Origin of the sequence: Hoeflea sp. BAL378 (genome assembly GCF_000759435.1) — a bacterium.
Lineage (GTDB): Bacteria > Pseudomonadota > Alphaproteobacteria > Rhizobiales > Rhizobiaceae > Hoeflea.
In genome coordinates this window covers 1-14122 of sequence record NZ_JRJG01000018.1, presented here as the reverse complement: position 1 = coordinate 14122, position 14122 = coordinate 1, and the positions used below count along the sequence as shown (strand labels likewise).

Below are 14122 nucleotides of genomic sequence, written 5' to 3'. Positions count from 1 at the left end.
CCGGCAAGCCGCGCGGCGATCGCCTTGCGTTCGGCGCTCGCCTCGGCATGGCGCCGGCTGGCGTCCTCATGGGCCCTGGTCAGGCGGGCGTAGTCGCTGGCCTGGGTGTCGAGCCGGTCGCGCTCGGCCTTGAGCCCGGCAAGCTCGGTCTTCAGCTCCGCCAGCCGGCCGGAGCGGGCCCGGTACTTGTAGAAACCCTCGGTCTCGCTTCGCATGCGGACCAGCCGCTGCGACAGTTCCCCCAGGCCGGCGCTCGCCGAAAACAAGAGTTCACCCAGATCGCCGCGGCTGGCGAGGATGCTCTCGCCGCCCTGTTCGAGCGTCTCGTCATCAAGCGAGAACATGGTCCGGTAGCTGTCGCGGTCGAGGCCGGCCAGGCCCGCGAGCAGGGCGCCGTCGGGGACCGGCTGGTCGCGGCCGTCGAGCAGGCTGTTCTGCTGGCGCTTGATGCGCACGAATTCCCGCGTCTCGCCGCCGATGTCGATCTCGGCGCCGATGCGCATGTTGGGATAAGGATGGAGGAAATTGTAGCTGCTTTGCGCGCCGATGCCGAACAGCAGGTCGAGCCAGCCGTTGAACAGCGTCGATTTGCCCGCTTCGTTCGGCCCGTAGACGATATGCAGGTCGCAGCCGCCGGGGGCATGCGCCCCGAAGTCGATCGTGTGATCGGTGAACTTGCCGTAGCGGGTGAGATCGAGGCGGTTGACGCGCATCAGGCGGTCTCGCTGCCGGACCCGGCCTGGAGGCGGGAGAGAACATCGGCGGCGCCCTCGCGCGCGATCTCCGACAGGAGCGCGCGGGTCCCGGCTTCGTCGGCGCCGAAGAGATCGCGAAGGTCGGGGGGAAGCTGCGCCTGCAGGCTCTCGGCGATCCCGGCAAGCGCGGCGTTGTAGCCGTCGGAGCCGAGGATGGTGCTGTCGATCAGCGCCCTGAGCTCGTGCAGGGGATCGGTCGCGGAGACGGCTTCGGCCCGGGGCGGGGCGCAGTCGATCTCGAGCTTCTCGATCCAAACGCGGCCGATGCGGGCTGCCCGCTCCTCGGCTTCCGCCAGCAGCAGGTCGGCGTCGCGGCGCATGCGCCAGGCAAGCGGCGTGGCGCCGGAAAACGCGAGCCGGACGACAAGCTCGGGCGCGGCGGAGGCCGCGCGCGCCGCGGCCAGCGCAGCGGTGACGGCGGAGGCTAGGTCCGGCCATTCGGCAATGGCCTCGGCATTGACGGCGACGCGGGCGAATTCCGCCCGCGACGTCCGCCGCTCCTCGAGGCTTATCGCGCCGTCGTCGGCGATGGCGACGAGGGTCACGGATTTGGGGCCGGCCTCGTTGATGTCGCGCCCCTGCGGCATGCCGGGCATGACGATGGCGGATTTCGATCCGGGGCCTTCCGTCGCTGAGCGCTTGTGGATATGGCCGAGCGCCCAGTAGTCGAAGCCGGTGGCCTGCAGCTCGGCCAGGCTGCAGGGCGCATAGACGTCATGGCCCTCTGCGCCGCCGAGGCTGGTGTGCAGCATGCCGATGTTGATCGTGTCGGCAATCGCCGGCCGGTATTTCGGCAGCAGGCTTTCGGGCGCGGTCGGCTGGGCGAAGCTCAGGCCGTGGATGGCGACCGGCCTTTCGCCCGCGCCGCGGTCGATCAGCACGTGTTCGGGCCGGCCGCCGAACAGCTTGACCCGGTCGGGCAACACCAGCTCGCGGGTGATGCGCGACAGGGCGTCGTGATTGCCGCGGATGATGTAGGCGGAGATGCCGGCGCCCGCCAGCCGCTCCAGCTCGCCCGACAGGAACCGGGCGGTCTTCATCGAGGTCTGGTCACCGTCATAGAGATCGCCGGCGATCAGCAGCGCGTCGACGGCCTCGTCGATGCACAGGTCGATGATGCCGGAGAAGGCCTGCCGCGTCGCCGTGCCGATCAGGTCGGCCAGCTCCGGATTGCGCAGCGCCAACGAGCGCAGCGGCGAATCGAGATGGATGTCGGCGGTGTGGATGAAGCGAAAAGCCGCGATCGAAAGGTCCTCCGGCATTTTCAGGCCGAACCGGTGAATGAGCGCCCTGCCTTAGCACAGACCCCGAGTGTTGCCAGATTCTATCTGGAGCGCAAATCCAACAGCCTACACTTAAGGCGGGGCGCTCCGGGCACGCCGCCCAGGCGCGGACCGGTCAGGCCTGCCCCGAGCTTACGGCCGGGTCAGGGCGCCTTGCCGGTCTTGCCGGTCACGCTGAGCCAGCGTCCGCCGTGATCGGGCGCCTGGATCTTGAGGAAGCTCATGCTGGCCGACTGGACCGGCCGGACGTCGTCATCGAGATTGTCGAGCACATAGTCGCCGTCGCGGGTTCTCACCACCAGCACGGTGTGCGCCTCGCTGCCCTTGTAGCCCATGGTCAGCAGCAGTTGCGAGGACTTGAACCCGCTGCGCAGCAGCTTGGCGCGCTTGGCGAGCGCGAAATCCTCGCAATCGCCGGAGCGGGCGCTGGCGGTCCAGAATTCCTTGCGGCCGAAGGCGGTCTTGTCGGCCACCGGCTTGATGGCGCGGTTGACGGCCGAATTGATGCTGTTGAGGACGCCCAGTCGCGCGGCCGGCAGGGTTGCGCCTGCCGGGCGGTCGCGGCAGTCGGCGGCGTTGCGGGAGCAATAGTCGACATGGCCATAGGGCCGGGTGGTCTCCTTGCCGGTCTTGAGCCAGGTGGAGGCGCGCGCAGGCGTCAGCACAGAAACCAGAGCCGCCAGTACGGCCAGCAAGAAAAGAGGCGCGCTCAATGACATACGGAGCTCCTTGGTTGCCGAGGAAAGATAAAGCCAGCGATGGCCTCGTCCTGGACCTATAAGAGGCGAAAGAACGGCCCTGCGCAAGCCCGCCTTGGGGATAATACAGTTTGGCCCTCCCGCGGCCCATGAAACGACATCTGTGGAAATGTTGCCTCGCACAAAAAAGCGGCAATGCAATAATTGTAGGCAGTAATTGGCATATTTTTGATACAGCTTTCCCTCCGGCCTGTCACAAATCCTTAACAAAACCTGAAAACCGAACCGCACGGCAACTGGCAAGGCGCTTGCATTGATGAGCTTCGTGGACACGAACAGCACGGAGGCTGACATGAAATTTACCACTACATTGAAGATCGCGGGAGCGGCGGCATTTATTACAACGACCGTCCTGACCCACGCGGCCTATGCCCAGGAGGAGACGATCAAGGTCGGTGTGCTGCATTCCCTTTCCGGAACCATGGCGATTTCGGAGACGACGCTGAAGGACACGGTTCTGATGCTGATCGAGCAGCAGAACGCCAAGGGCGGCGTGCTCGGCAAGAAGCTCGAGGCGGTGGTCGTCGACCCGGCCTCGGACTGGCCGCTGTTCGCTGAGAAGGCGCGTGAACTCCTGACCGTCGACAAGGTCGCCGTGATGTTCGGCTGCTGGACCTCGGTGTCGCGCAAATCGGTGCTGCCGGTGATCGAGGAGCTCAACGGGCTCCTGTTCTATCCGGTGCAGTACGAGGGCGAGGAATCCTCCAAGAACGTCTTCTACACCGGCGCCGCTCCCAACCAGCAGGCCATTCCCGCCACCGACTATTTCCTCGAGGAACTCGGCGTCGAGAAATTCGCGCTGCTCGGCACCGACTATGTCTATCCGCGCACGACCAACAAGATCCTCGAGCAGTATCTCAAGGACAAGGGCATCGCCGAGACCGACATCTTCGTCAACTACACGCCGTTCGGCCATTCCGACTGGTCCAAGATCGTGGCCGACGTGGTTGCGCTCGGCGCCGACGGCAAGAAGGTGGGCGTGATCTCGACCATCAACGGCGACGCCAATATCGGCTTCTACAAGGAACTCGCCGCCGCCGGCATCTCGGCCGACGACATTCCGGTCGTGGCCTTCTCGGTGGGCGAGGAAGAACTCTCCGGCCTCGACACCACCAACCTCGTCGGCCACCTCGCCGCCTGGAACTACTTCCAGTCCGCCGATGCCCCGGTCAATGCCGAATTCATCAAGGAATGGAAGGCCTTTGCCGGCGAGAAGCGGGTGACCAACGACCCGATGGAAGCCACCTATATCGGCTTCAACATGTGGGTGAACGCCGTCGAGGCAGCCGGCACCACCGATGTGGACGCGGTCACCACCGCGATGGTCGGCCAGAAGTACCCGAACCTGACCGGCACCGAAGCCGAGATGCTGCCCAACCATCACCTGACCAAGCCGGTGCTGATCGGCGAAATCCAGGCGGACGGCCAGTTCGACATCGTCAGCCAGACCGAGCCGGTTCCCGGCGACGCCTGGACCGACTTCCTGCCCGAATCCAAGGTGCTGGAATCGGACTGGGTCGAGCTCAAATGCGGCATGTACAACACCGATACCAAGACCTGCGTGCAGCTCAATTCCAACTATTGATGCCTGACGAGGGGAGGGGGTCTCCAGGCCCCCTCCCGCCTTTCCAAACTGGTCCTGATTTTCCATGCTCCGCATCTGTCTCGTCCTGATCGCCGCGCTGATCGCGCTTGCGCCCGCCCATGCCCAGGAGGGCAACCTCAACACGGTGCTCGAAGCCTACCGCGCCAACATCGAGAAGCCCTCGCGCACCACCATCACGCCGGTGCTCGAGGCGCTGGTGGAGAGCCAGGCGCCGGGGGTCGCGGTGTTCCTGGAAAAATGGCGGGAGAAGGAGCTGTGGCAGCGCAAGTCCGACGGCCGGTTCTTCTATGTGAGCAAGGCCGACGGCGGCAAGCTGATGCTGACCGACATCGCCACCGGCGAGGAAGCGGGGCTTGCGGACGCCGCCGAGCTCGACAATCTCAAGCCCAACAGCGGCGTGCGCGGCGTCATCGCCGCCGCCCTTGTGCAGTTTCAACTGTCCGACCCCGATCCGGAGCGGCGGCTCCAGGCGCTGACCGCGCTCGAGCGCGACGCCAACCAGTCCCACCTCAGCATCCTCCGCGCCGCGATCGAATCGGAGCAGGATCCCGCCATCCGCACCCGCAAGGAGCGGCTGCAGCGGCTATTGACCATCAAGTTCGGCTTTGACCAGGCCACGCGCGTGGCCGCGATCGAGAGTTTTGCGGGCGATCCCGGAGTGGATGCCCGCGCGGCGCTCAATCCGCTGCTGGCGACGAGCATCCAGGCCTTCGACGCGGTGCCTGAAGGCGTCAATGTCGCGCGGATCCTGACGCCGGGTCGCGACATCGAGGCGGACGCGGCCTATCAACTGCTGGTCGACGCCGGCAAGGCGCGGCCCATCGTGCCGCTGGCCGAGCGCAAGCAGGCGCTGGTCACCAACATTCGGGATGGCAGGGTCGGCGGCCTCCCGGTCGCCGAGCTGGTGACCCAGGAGGCCCGCGACCGGGCCTATCTGGCGCTGGCTGCGGACGGAAGCGTGCCGCCGCTGGTCACGGCCGACGAGCGGCAAGAGGCGGTGGCGGGCCACGTGTTCGCCGAGGTCTATGCCGAGCCCGATGCCGCGCTCACCGAGGCTGCGGAAGAGACTTTGGCCGACATCAACGGCACCGTCGGGGTCTACCGGTTCCTCGACCTGGCGCTCGACGGCCTGTCGCTGGCGTCGATCTATTTCCTCGCGGCCATCGGGCTCGCCATCACCTTCGGCGTGATGGGGGTGATCAACATGGCCCATGGCGAGTTCATCATGATCGGCGCCTATACCGGCTATGTCGTCCAGCAGTTCATCCCCAACTACACCGCCTCGATCCTGGTGGCGCTGCCGCTGGCCTTCGCGGTGGCGTTCCTGGCGGGCGTCGCGCTCGAACGGCTGGTGATCCGGCATCTGGCGCACCGGCCGCTCGAGACGCTGCTTGCGACCTTCGGCATTTCCATCGCGCTGCAGCAGATCGCCAAGAACATCTTCGGCACGCAGGCGCGGCCGCTCACCTCGCCGTCCTGGCTCGACGGCGCCTGGGTGGTCAACGACGTGGTCTCGATCAGCTACATAAGGATCGCGATCTTCGTCCTGGCGCTGGTGTTCCTGGGGTTGCTCCTGTTCATCCTCAACCGCACGCGGCTCGGGCTCGAGGTGAGGGCGGTCACGCAGAACCCGCGCATGGCCTCTTCGATGGGGATCAATCCCGACCGCATCAACATGCTGACCTTCGGGCTGGGTTCGGGCATCGCCGGCATCGCCGGCGTCGCCATCGGCCTGTTCGCCAAGGTCACCTCTGAACTGGGCTCGGGCTACATCGTGCAGAGCTTCATGACCGTCGTGGTGGGCGGCGTCGGCAATATCTGGGGCACGCTCGCGGGCGCCGGCATGATCGGCTCGCTGCAGAAGCTGATCGAGTTCTTCAATCCCTCCAACACGCTCGCGGCGCAGACCTACATGATCATCTTCATCATCATTTTCATCCAGTTCCGACCCAAGGGCATCATCGCGCTCAAGGGCCGTGCGGCGGGGGACTAGGCCATGCAGCGTTCCCTGTTCGCGCGGCAGCCCTCGGTGCTGGTCTTCATCTCCCTGCTGGCGGTGTTCACCATCGTCATCACGGTGCTGTCGGAAGGCTTCGGCCTCGGGCTGGTGTCGACCAGCTTCGTCAAGATCCTCGGCAAGACGCTGTGCCTCTGCCTCGTCGCCATCGCCATGGACCTGGTCTGGGGCTATTGCGGGATCCTGTCGCTCGGTCACTTCGCCTTCTTCGGGCTCGGCGGCTACATGATCGGCATGTGGCTGATGTATGAGCGGACCAAGGACATCGTCATCGCCTCTCTCGCCGGCGCCGAATTGCCGCCGACGGCGGAGGAGATCCGCGAGGGCATCGGCACGCAGATCTTCGGCGTGGTCGGCGGCTCGGAAATCCCGGTCGTGTGGTATTTCGCCGACAGCCTGTTCGCGCAGCTTGCCCTGGTGGTGCTAGTGCCGGGGCTTCTGGCGCTGGTGTTCGGCTGGCTCGCCTTCCGCTCCCGCGTCACCGGCGTCTACCTGTCGATCCTGACCCAGGCGATGACGCTCGCGCTGTCGCTCTATTTGTTCCAGAACGACAGCGGGCTCAGGGGCAACAACGGCCTGTCGGGCCTGCAGAACATTCCCGGCTTGACCCACCTGCCGCAATCGGTGGTCTCGGTCTGGTTCTTCCTGGCCTCGGCGTTTGCGCTCGGGGCCGGCTATCTGGTGGCGGCCTGGGTGGTGTCGGGCAAGTTCGGCAACGTTATCCGCGCCATCCGCGACGACGAGACCCGCATCCGCTTCATGGGCTATCCGGTGGAAGCCTACAAGCTGGTGGTGTTCACGCTCACCGCCGTGATCGCGGCCATCGCCGGGGCGCTCTATTACCCGCAGGCGGGCATCATCAACCCGGCCGAAATCGCCCCCATCGCCTCGATCTATCTCGCGGTCTGGGTGGCGATCGGCGGGCGCGGGCGGCTCTACGGCGCGGTCATCGGGGCGGCCACGGTGTCGCTGCTGTCGTCCTGGTTCACCGGCGGCCAGGCGCCCAGCATTCCGCTCGGCTTCTACACGATCGACTGGGTCGACTGGTGGCAGGTGCTGCTGGGGCTGGGCTTCGTGCTGGTGACGCTGTTCATGCCCAAGGGCATCGGCGGGCTGTTCGACCGGCTGGTCAGAAAGGATGCGGCATGACGGCGCTTCTTGAAGTCACCTCGATCTCGGTGTCGTTCGACGGGTTCAAGGCGATCAACAACCTGTCGTTCGAAATCGGCGGTCAGGAGCTGCGCGCCATCATCGGGCCGAACGGGGCGGGCAAGACCACCTTCATGGACATCGTCACCGGCAAGACCAGGCCCGACGAGGGAAGGGTGCGCTTCGGCGAGCCGCAGCTCGATCTGCTCAGATTGTCCGAAAGCCAGATCGCGCGCGCCGGCATCGGCCGCAAGTTCCAGCGCCCGACGGTGTTCGAGGCGCAGAGCGTGCGCGACAATCTGATGATGGCGCTGAGCAACGACCGGCTGCCTTTTGCGGTGCTGGGATACCGGGCGACCGCGAAGGATGCGGACCGGGTGCAGGCGCTGGCCGCCGAGATCGGCCTGTCGGGGGAGCTCGAGCGGACCGCGGGCGAACTTTCCCACGGCCAGAAGCAATGGCTGGAGATCGGCATGCTGCTGGCGCAGGACCCGAAGCTGCTGCTGGTCGACGAGCCGGCGGCGGGGATGACGCTGGGCGAACGCGAGCACACTACAGACCTGTTGCGCAGGGCGGCGGAAACGCGCGCGGTGGTGGTGGTCGAGCACGACATGGAGTTCGTCCGCCGGCTCGACTGCAAGGTGACGGTGCTGCACGAGGGTTCGGTGCTGGCCGAAGGCACGCTCGACCACGTCACCGCCAATTCCGACGTCATCGACGTCTATCTGGGACGCTAGGCCATGCTCGATATCCGTAACCTGACGCTGCATTACGGCCAGTCGCAGATCCTCAAGGGCATATCGCTCAAGGCCGATGTCGGGCAGGTGACCTGCGTGATGGGCACCAACGGCGTCGGCAAAACCAGCCTGCTCAAGGCGATTTCCGGCGTGCATCCCCGCTCGGGCGGCGACTATTTTCTCGATGGCCAGGCGATCGGCCGGATTCCGGCGCACCAGCTCGCCGCGCGCGGCGTCGGCTACGTGCCGCAGGGCCGCGACATCTTTCCGCTGCTGACGGTGACGGAGAATCTGGAAACCGGCTTTGCCTGCCTGCCGCGCGGGGAGCGCCGGATCCCGGACCACATCTACGATCTGTTTCCGGTGTTGAAGGACATGCGCAACCGCCGCGGCGGCGACCTGTCGGGCGGGCAGCAGCAGCAGCTCTCGATCGCCCGGGCGCTGATCACCCGGCCCAAGCTCCTGCTCTTGGACGAACCGACCGAGGGCATCCAGCCCAACATCATCCAGCAGATCGGCCGCGTCATCGCGCTGCTGCGCGACGAGGGCAAGATGGCGATCGTGCTGGTGGAGCAGTATTTCGAATTCGCCTACGGGCTCGCCGACCGCTTCTGCGTGATCGAGCGGGGCGAGGTGAAGATGGCGGGCGACCGCGAGAGCCTGACCAAGGATCGTCTGCGCGAAGCGGTCTCGGTGTGAGCCGCCCGCGAAGCGGGCATTCCGGGCCTCTGCCCAGGATTTAGGCGAATGCCGCGATTCCGGTCCGGCCGTGCCCATTGCCACAGCAGGGTGTTCGCCGATCCGGGAAAACGCGGCGAGGGGACCGGGTTCTTCGGCCAATCGCCAACTGGCACGCTTCGTGCATTGAAGTAGACAGATCCAGAGGGGATCGCCAAGACGCCCGGAAAGGGCGCTGAGACCAGGGCCGCCAGGCCGGATGCCGCTCACTCCCGGATGTACGGAGAGCGCCCGCCTGGCGGCCTTGTCTATTCCGTGGGCCGGACATGTGCGGGCAGCGGCTGGTCGGCGGCGGCGCTGCGGGACCTTCGCGCCGGCAGCCTGCGGTCGACCAGCCAGTCGGTCGCGGACGCCGCGATCCAGATCGAGAACAGGGTCACCCAGGCCGTCAGCGCGAAGATGCTTGCGCCGGTCACGCCCGCGCCCACGGCGCAGCCGCCGGCCAGCATGCCGCCGAAGCCCATCAGTGCTGCGCCCGCCAGATAGCGCCGCATCGACCCGCCGCCCTCGAAGCCCTGAAGCTCCAGCTCGCCCGTCACAAGTGCCGCCAGGAAGGCGCCGAGGAAGACGCCGGGCACCAGGCCGACGTCGAAATCGATCATCGAGCCGGGCTGCGACAGGAACAGCATCAACGTGTCGGCCGATGGTCCTGTAAAGCTTAGGGATTCGATGGTCACCGGCTCGAAGGCGATGGTCGTCATCGAGGTGGTGAACCACCAGGCGAGCGGAACGCAGGCGCCGACCGCGACCGCGGCGAGGGTCTTCCAGACCCCGATCCCGCGCCAGAAGGCCAGCCACAGGCTGGCCCCGAGGCCCGCCAGCACCAGCGCGAAGGCCGCCGGTTCGGACACGCCGGAGAGGACCAGGAGATCGTTGGACCCGGTCGACAGGGTGGTGAGCGGCGCGGCCAGCGCATCGCGCAACGGCGAGAGAAAGCCGTGCAGGCTCGCCTGCGCCACCACCGCGAACACCAGGCCCGAAAGCAGGGCGCGCAGGTTTCCGGTGGCCGAAAGCACCAAGAGCCGGGACGAACAGCCGCGAGCCAGGATCATGCCGGTTCCGAACAGCAGCCCGCCGATGGCCGCGCCCGAGAGGCTCTGCGGCGAGGCAAGCTGCCGCGTCTCGGTGGCGGAGAACAGATCCATCGCCGAGAGAGCCAGGGTTCCGGCGATTGCGGTCGAAAACACCAGCAGCCAGACCGCCATCTTGCCGCCGACCGTTCCGCGGGAGAACTCGATGGCGGCGGCGCGCAGGCAGAAACGGCTCTGCTGGGCGAAGGCGCCGAACAGGGCGCCGATCACCGCGCCGCCGATCAGCAGCGTCCATTTGTCACCGAACCGGTCGGCAAGGAGTTCAAGATCCATCGAAGCAGCCCCTTCCGGGCCAAAATGCCTGAATTGGGCGAAGGGGCATTGACCTCGGTCAAGACAAAGGCAAATATTCAGATAAATCTATATGAGGAGTATTTCATGACATTGCCCGATTTGACGAGACGCACCCTGCTGCGCACGGGCCTGGCCGCCACCGCCGCCGCGCTGCTGCCCGTGGGCCTGCGCCCGGCGCGCGCGTTCGAGATCGGCGCAGCGGTGCTGACCACGGTCAGCGACGGAAACCTGGTGCTGCCGATGGGATTTGCCTATCCTGACGCGCCGCAGGACGAGCTCCTGGCGCTTCTCAAGGCGAACGGCCTTCCTACCGATGCGCTGGTGCCCGACTGCAACGTGCCGATCCTCGCATCGGGCGACCGTCTGGTCCTGTTCGATGTCGGGTCGGGGTCGAACTTCATGCCGTCGGCGGGCCGGCTGCTCGACAATCTGGCCGAGGCCGGCTTCGATCCCTCGGACGTCACCGACGTGGTCTTCACCCATGGCCATCCCGACCATCTGTGGGGCCTGATCGACGATTTCGACGAGATGGTGTTCGCCAATGCGCGCTTCCACATGGGCCAGGCGGAATGGGAGTTCTGGCGCGATCCGGGCACGGTGGACGCCATGCCCGAGGAGCGCAAGACCTTCGCCATCGGCGCGCAGAACCGGCTGGCGCATCTCGAGGACATGATCACCCTGTTCTCGCCGGGCGCAGAAGTGCTGCCGGGCGTCGAGGCCGTCGACACGTCGGGGCACACGCCGGGGCACATGTCGTTCCTGCTGCATGGCGGCCCGGAGCCGGTGCTGGTGGCGGGCGACGCGATCACCCATTTCGCGGTCTCGTTCGCGCATCCGTCCTGGCCGAGCGGATCGGACCAGGATCCCGGCAAGGGCGTCGAAACCCGGCTCAGGCTGCTCGACCGGCTGGCCGCCGACAAGGCGGCGCTGACCGCCTACCACCTGCCGGCGCCGGGCGAGGGCAGGGTGGAGCGCGACGGGACGGCCTACCGCTTCGTCGCCTCGGGCTGAGTCTTGGGCGCCCGCCAGTCGGCCAGGAAGCTGAAGGGGTTGCCTTCCACCAGCAGGCCGAGCCCCATGCGCGCGCCCGCGGCGATCGAGATCATCACCAGGGGCGCCGAGATCGCCAGTGTCGAAAAGGCGCTGACGCCCTGGCCGATGGTGCAGCCGAGCGCAAAGACGCCGCCGGTCCCCATCAGGAAGGCGCCGAGCAGATGGCGGCTCAGTTCGCGGGCGTCGTCGCAGGCTTCCCAGCGCATGTCGTGCGAGCGGAACGCCGAGACGGCGGCGCCGATGAGCACGCCGACGACGATGCCGATGCCGTAATCGGGCAGTTCGCCGGTCACGGTGATGATCTGCAGGATGGTCTCGCCCACCGGCATGACGAAGGAGCCGGCCTCGATCTGCACCGGATAGAGCGCCTGCGCCGCGAAGAGGCTGGTGATCGCCCAGCCCGCGGCGATGGAGAGCCCGATGACCACGCCGGCGATCAGACGGTTGCGGTCGGCGCGGAAGCTCGCCGACTTGAACACCCACCACAATCCCGCAGCACCGGTGAGCAGCGCCATCGGCAGCGTCACGTCGAACCCGATGGCACGCGAGAGCAGATTGCCGGCCGACTGCCCGCCGACCGCGGAGAGATCGACCGACCAGGGATCGAGGAGAACCGCGCGGACATGGGCGGTGACGCCGCGCTGGGCGGCGAGCGCCGCAAGCCCGAGGCCGGTCAGCACCACCAGCGCGCGCAGATTGCCGCCGCCGAGCCGGACCAGCGCGCCGAAGCCGCAGGTGCCGACAAGCGCCATGCCGAGGCCGAACATCAGCCCGCCGATTATGGCGCCGGCGAGCGGCAGCGGCTCGGTGAGATAGAAGGACTGATCGATGTGGGCAACGCCCGCCGCGGCGAGAAGCTGGGTGGCGATCAGGGCCGTGAAGGCGGCCAGCGCCCAGGAACGGAGCGGGCGGTCGTCGCCCGCATACCAGTGGCGCTCCAGCGCCGCCATGGTGCAGAAATGGCTCTTCCTGGCGGCAAAGCCGATAATCGCGCCGACACCGCATCCCGACAGCGCAAGCATCCATCCCGAATCAAACATGATGGCCGTCTCCTCCCGTTGGCCGGACTTTTCCTCCCGGGCCTCGCTTGCAAACTTAGGGACGGGAAACATTCAATGCAAGCGATGTCTCCGCGCAGTCACTCTCCGGCGTCCGGGCGGCAAAGCAGGCCGTAGAGCGAGGCGACGATGGCCGAGACTTCCGGACTGGAGATCGAGTAGTAGATCATCCGGCCCTCGCGGCGCGTGCCGACCATGCGGTCGAAGCGCAGCCGGGCGAGCTGCTGCGACACCGCGGCCTGCGGCAGATCCAAGAGCTCCTCGAGTTCGGAGACCGATTTCTCGTTCTCCGACAGGAGCCAGAGAATGAGCAGGCGGGTTTCATGCGACAGCGCCTTGAGGATGTCGCTCGCCTTGCGGGCCTGGCCGGCGAGAACGCCTATGTCCTGGCCGGAAAACTCCTGGTTCGACGCGGGTTCCGATGTCATGGCTCCAGCTTTGCAAGCATCTCGTCGACAAGGGCCCAGAAGAACTGGTCGCCGGGATAGCCGCGCAACCGCGCGATTTCCCGCCCGTCATCGACCAGGACGAAGGTCGGGGTGAAGCGCTCGACCGGGAGACCGGCCAGGTCCGCCGGCAGCGCGACGTGGATGTCGTGCCGGCGCAACGGCGCGCGCCGGCCCTGTTCGGTGTTTGGCCAGGCAGGCGCGATTTCCTCGTTGAAGCGCTTGCACCAGGCGCAGCCGGCCTGCTCGAACATGATCATTTCGGCAGCCGTCGCCGGCGCCGGCACGAGCAGGATGACGGCAAGCGCCGCCCTGAGAGCTGACGTCATGAGGCTGGTCCAGTTCCTGAAAAATAGTGATTGCAATATATATTGATTTTTGCATATCGTGCAAATGCATTCCGTCCGGCGGATCGCCACGAGGAGGCGGGATGCTGTTCATGCACGTTGCGGTTTCGCGGCTTCATGGGTGAACCGTGCATGCATGAGACCAATGTGACGGGGCGTCCCTTAGCGGGTTGCCGGACCGGCGGCGCCCCGGGGGAGGAAGACGCAGATGATGGATGTCGGGTATGGAGCCGCGTTTCTGGCGGGATTGCTGTCATTCTTCTCGCCCTGTGTGCTGCCGATCGTTCCGCCCTATCTCGCCTACCTGGCCGGCATGAGCTTCAATGAAGTCCAAAACGCCGAGGCTGACAACGTGGCGTCACGCCGCATCGCGCTGGCTTCGATCGCCTTCGTTCTGGGCTTCAGCACGGTCTTCATCGCACTCGGCGCCACCGCCAGCATCATCGGCCAGTCAGTGGCGCGCTATTTCGACGTGCTCTCGGTGATCGCCGGCGTTCTCATCCTTCTGATGGGGCTGCACTTCCTCGGCGTGTTCCGGTTCGCGCTGCTCTACCGCGAGGCCCGCGTCCAGGTGGAGCGCAAGCCCGCCGGCATGGTCGGCGCCTATGTCATGGGCCTCGCCTTCGCCTTCGGCTGGACGCCCTGCGTCGGCCCCATCCTGGCGGCGATCCTGTTCATGGCCGCGGCCAAGGAGACCGTCGGGCAGGGCGCGCTGCTGTTGGGGCTCTATGCGCTCGGGATCGGCATCCCCTTTGTCGTGGCGGGCTTCTTCGCCAGCCGCTTCATCCGG

General features: G+C 66.5%; 14 protein-coding genes. 7 read left to right on the top strand and 7 right to left on the bottom strand.

Annotated elements, in window-relative coordinates; genetic code table 11:
* The 3 genes from LL06_RS05975 to LL06_RS27625 form a co-directional block, all read right to left on the bottom strand.
* The coding region (locus LL06_RS05975) for an AAA family ATPase (protein ID WP_035523629.1) at positions 1-713 on the bottom strand (713 nt) is incomplete at its 3' end.
* Entirely contained in the window at positions 713-2017 is a 1305-nt protein-coding gene (locus LL06_RS05970; RefSeq protein WP_035523626.1) for a DNA repair exonuclease, read from the bottom strand. The genes LL06_RS05970 and LL06_RS05975, both read right to left, overlap by 1 nt.
* Positions 2018-2181: 164 nt before the next feature.
* Positions 2182-2751: a transglutaminase-like cysteine peptidase gene (locus LL06_RS27625; RefSeq protein ID WP_161784938.1), complete on the bottom strand. Its 570-nt coding sequence runs from the start codon at positions 2749-2751 to the stop codon at positions 2182-2184.
* 337 nt (positions 2752-3088) lie between these two features.
* Between LL06_RS27625 and urtA the strand changes: the two genes are divergently transcribed.
* The 5 genes from urtA to urtE all read left to right on the top strand — a co-directional run bounded on the left by urtA (position 3089) and on the right by urtE (position 9004).
* Complete coding sequence (gene urtA, locus LL06_RS05960; protein ID WP_052161250.1) at positions 3089-4381, top strand: urea ABC transporter substrate-binding protein; 1293 nt, start codon at positions 3089-3091, stop codon at positions 4379-4381.
* Positions 4382-4445: 64 nt separating this feature from the next.
* Positions 4446-6395 carry an urea ABC transporter permease subunit UrtB gene (gene urtB / locus LL06_RS05955; protein WP_035523623.1) on the top strand — a complete coding sequence of 650 codons (1950 nt, stop codon included), beginning with the start codon at positions 4446-4448 and terminating at the stop codon, positions 6393-6395.
* A gap of 3 nt (positions 6396-6398) precedes the next feature.
* Complete coding sequence (gene urtC / locus LL06_RS05950) at positions 6399-7568, top strand: urea ABC transporter permease subunit UrtC (RefSeq protein ID WP_035523620.1); 1170 nt, start codon at positions 6399-6401, stop codon at positions 7566-7568.
* Complete coding sequence (gene urtD / locus LL06_RS05945; protein WP_035523615.1) at positions 7565-8305, top strand: urea ABC transporter ATP-binding protein UrtD; 741 nt, start codon at positions 7565-7567, stop codon at positions 8303-8305. The genes urtC and urtD overlap by 4 nt, the downstream gene beginning before the upstream one ends.
* Positions 8306-8308: 3 nt before the next feature.
* Positions 8309-9004: an urea ABC transporter ATP-binding subunit UrtE gene (gene urtE / locus LL06_RS05940; RefSeq protein WP_035523613.1), complete on the top strand. Its 696-nt coding sequence runs from the start codon at positions 8309-8311 to the stop codon at positions 9002-9004.
* Between the two features lie 287 nt (positions 9005-9291).
* Here urtE and LL06_RS05935 read toward each other — a convergent pair whose 3' ends face one another.
* The gene (locus LL06_RS05935; RefSeq protein WP_035523612.1) at positions 9292-10407 is read right to left on the bottom strand and encodes a YeeE/YedE family protein; all 1116 of its coding nucleotides are present in this window, start codon (positions 10405-10407) and stop codon (positions 9292-9294) included.
* 105 nt (positions 10408-10512) lie between these two features.
* Between LL06_RS05935 and LL06_RS05930 the strand changes: the two genes are divergently transcribed.
* Complete coding sequence (locus LL06_RS05930; RefSeq protein ID WP_035523609.1) at positions 10513-11439, top strand: MBL fold metallo-hydrolase; 927 nt, start codon at positions 10513-10515, stop codon at positions 11437-11439.
* Here the strand turns inward: LL06_RS05930 and LL06_RS05925 are convergent.
* The 3 genes from LL06_RS05925 to LL06_RS05915 all read right to left on the bottom strand — a co-directional run bounded on the left by LL06_RS05925 (position 11415) and on the right by LL06_RS05915 (position 13314).
* A complete protein-coding gene (locus LL06_RS05925) occupies positions 11415-12521 on the bottom strand; it encodes a YeeE/YedE family protein (RefSeq protein WP_052161248.1) in 1107 nt (368 codons plus the stop codon). The genes LL06_RS05930 and LL06_RS05925 overlap by 25 nt on opposite strands.
* Before the next feature lie 98 nt (positions 12522-12619).
* Positions 12620-12967 carry a metalloregulator ArsR/SmtB family transcription factor gene (locus LL06_RS05920; protein ID WP_035523606.1) on the bottom strand — a complete coding sequence of 116 codons (348 nt, stop codon included), beginning with the start codon at positions 12965-12967 and terminating at the stop codon, positions 12620-12622.
* Positions 12964-13314 carry a thioredoxin family protein gene (locus LL06_RS05915; protein WP_035523604.1) on the bottom strand — a complete coding sequence of 117 codons (351 nt, stop codon included), beginning with the start codon at positions 13312-13314 and terminating at the stop codon, positions 12964-12966. Before LL06_RS05915 ends, LL06_RS05920 begins: the two co-directional genes overlap by 4 nt.
* 226 nt (positions 13315-13540) lie before the next feature.
* Here LL06_RS05915 and LL06_RS05910 point away from each other — a divergent pair.
* The coding region (locus tag LL06_RS05910; RefSeq protein ID WP_035523601.1) for a cytochrome c biogenesis protein CcdA at positions 13541-14122 on the top strand (582 nt) is incomplete at its 3' end.

What these genes read in the sequence shown, in the direction of transcription:
- LL06_RS05915 (WP_035523604.1), bottom strand. Translation starts at nt 13,314, where the DNA reads ATGACGTCAGCTCTCAGGGCGGCGCTTGCCGTCATCCTGCTCGTGCCG.
- LL06_RS05920 (WP_035523606.1), bottom strand. Translation starts at nt 12,967, where the DNA reads ATGACATCGGAACCCGCGTCGAACCAGGAGTTTTCCGGCCAGGACATA.
- urtE (WP_035523613.1), top strand. Translation starts at nt 8,309, where the DNA reads ATGCTCGATATCCGTAACCTGACGCTGCATTACGGCCAGTCGCAGATC.
- urtB (WP_035523623.1), top strand. Translation starts at nt 4,446, where the DNA reads ATGCTCCGCATCTGTCTCGTCCTGATCGCCGCGCTGATCGCGCTTGCG.
- LL06_RS05970 (WP_035523626.1), bottom strand. Translation starts at nt 2,017, where the DNA reads ATGCCGGAGGACCTTTCGATCGCGGCTTTTCGCTTCATCCACACCGCC.
- urtC (WP_035523620.1), top strand. Translation starts at nt 6,399, where the DNA reads ATGCAGCGTTCCCTGTTCGCGCGGCAGCCCTCGGTGCTGGTCTTCATC.
- LL06_RS05925 (WP_052161248.1), bottom strand. Translation starts at nt 12,521, where the DNA reads ATGTTTGATTCGGGATGGATGCTTGCGCTGTCGGGATGCGGTGTCGGC.
- urtA (WP_052161250.1), top strand. Translation starts at nt 3,089, where the DNA reads ATGAAATTTACCACTACATTGAAGATCGCGGGAGCGGCGGCATTTATT.
- urtD (WP_035523615.1), top strand. Translation starts at nt 7,565, where the DNA reads ATGACGGCGCTTCTTGAAGTCACCTCGATCTCGGTGTCGTTCGACGGG.
- LL06_RS05930 (WP_035523609.1), top strand. Translation starts at nt 10,513, where the DNA reads ATGACATTGCCCGATTTGACGAGACGCACCCTGCTGCGCACGGGCCTG.
- LL06_RS05935 (WP_035523612.1), bottom strand. Translation starts at nt 10,407, where the DNA reads ATGGATCTTGAACTCCTTGCCGACCGGTTCGGTGACAAATGGACGCTG.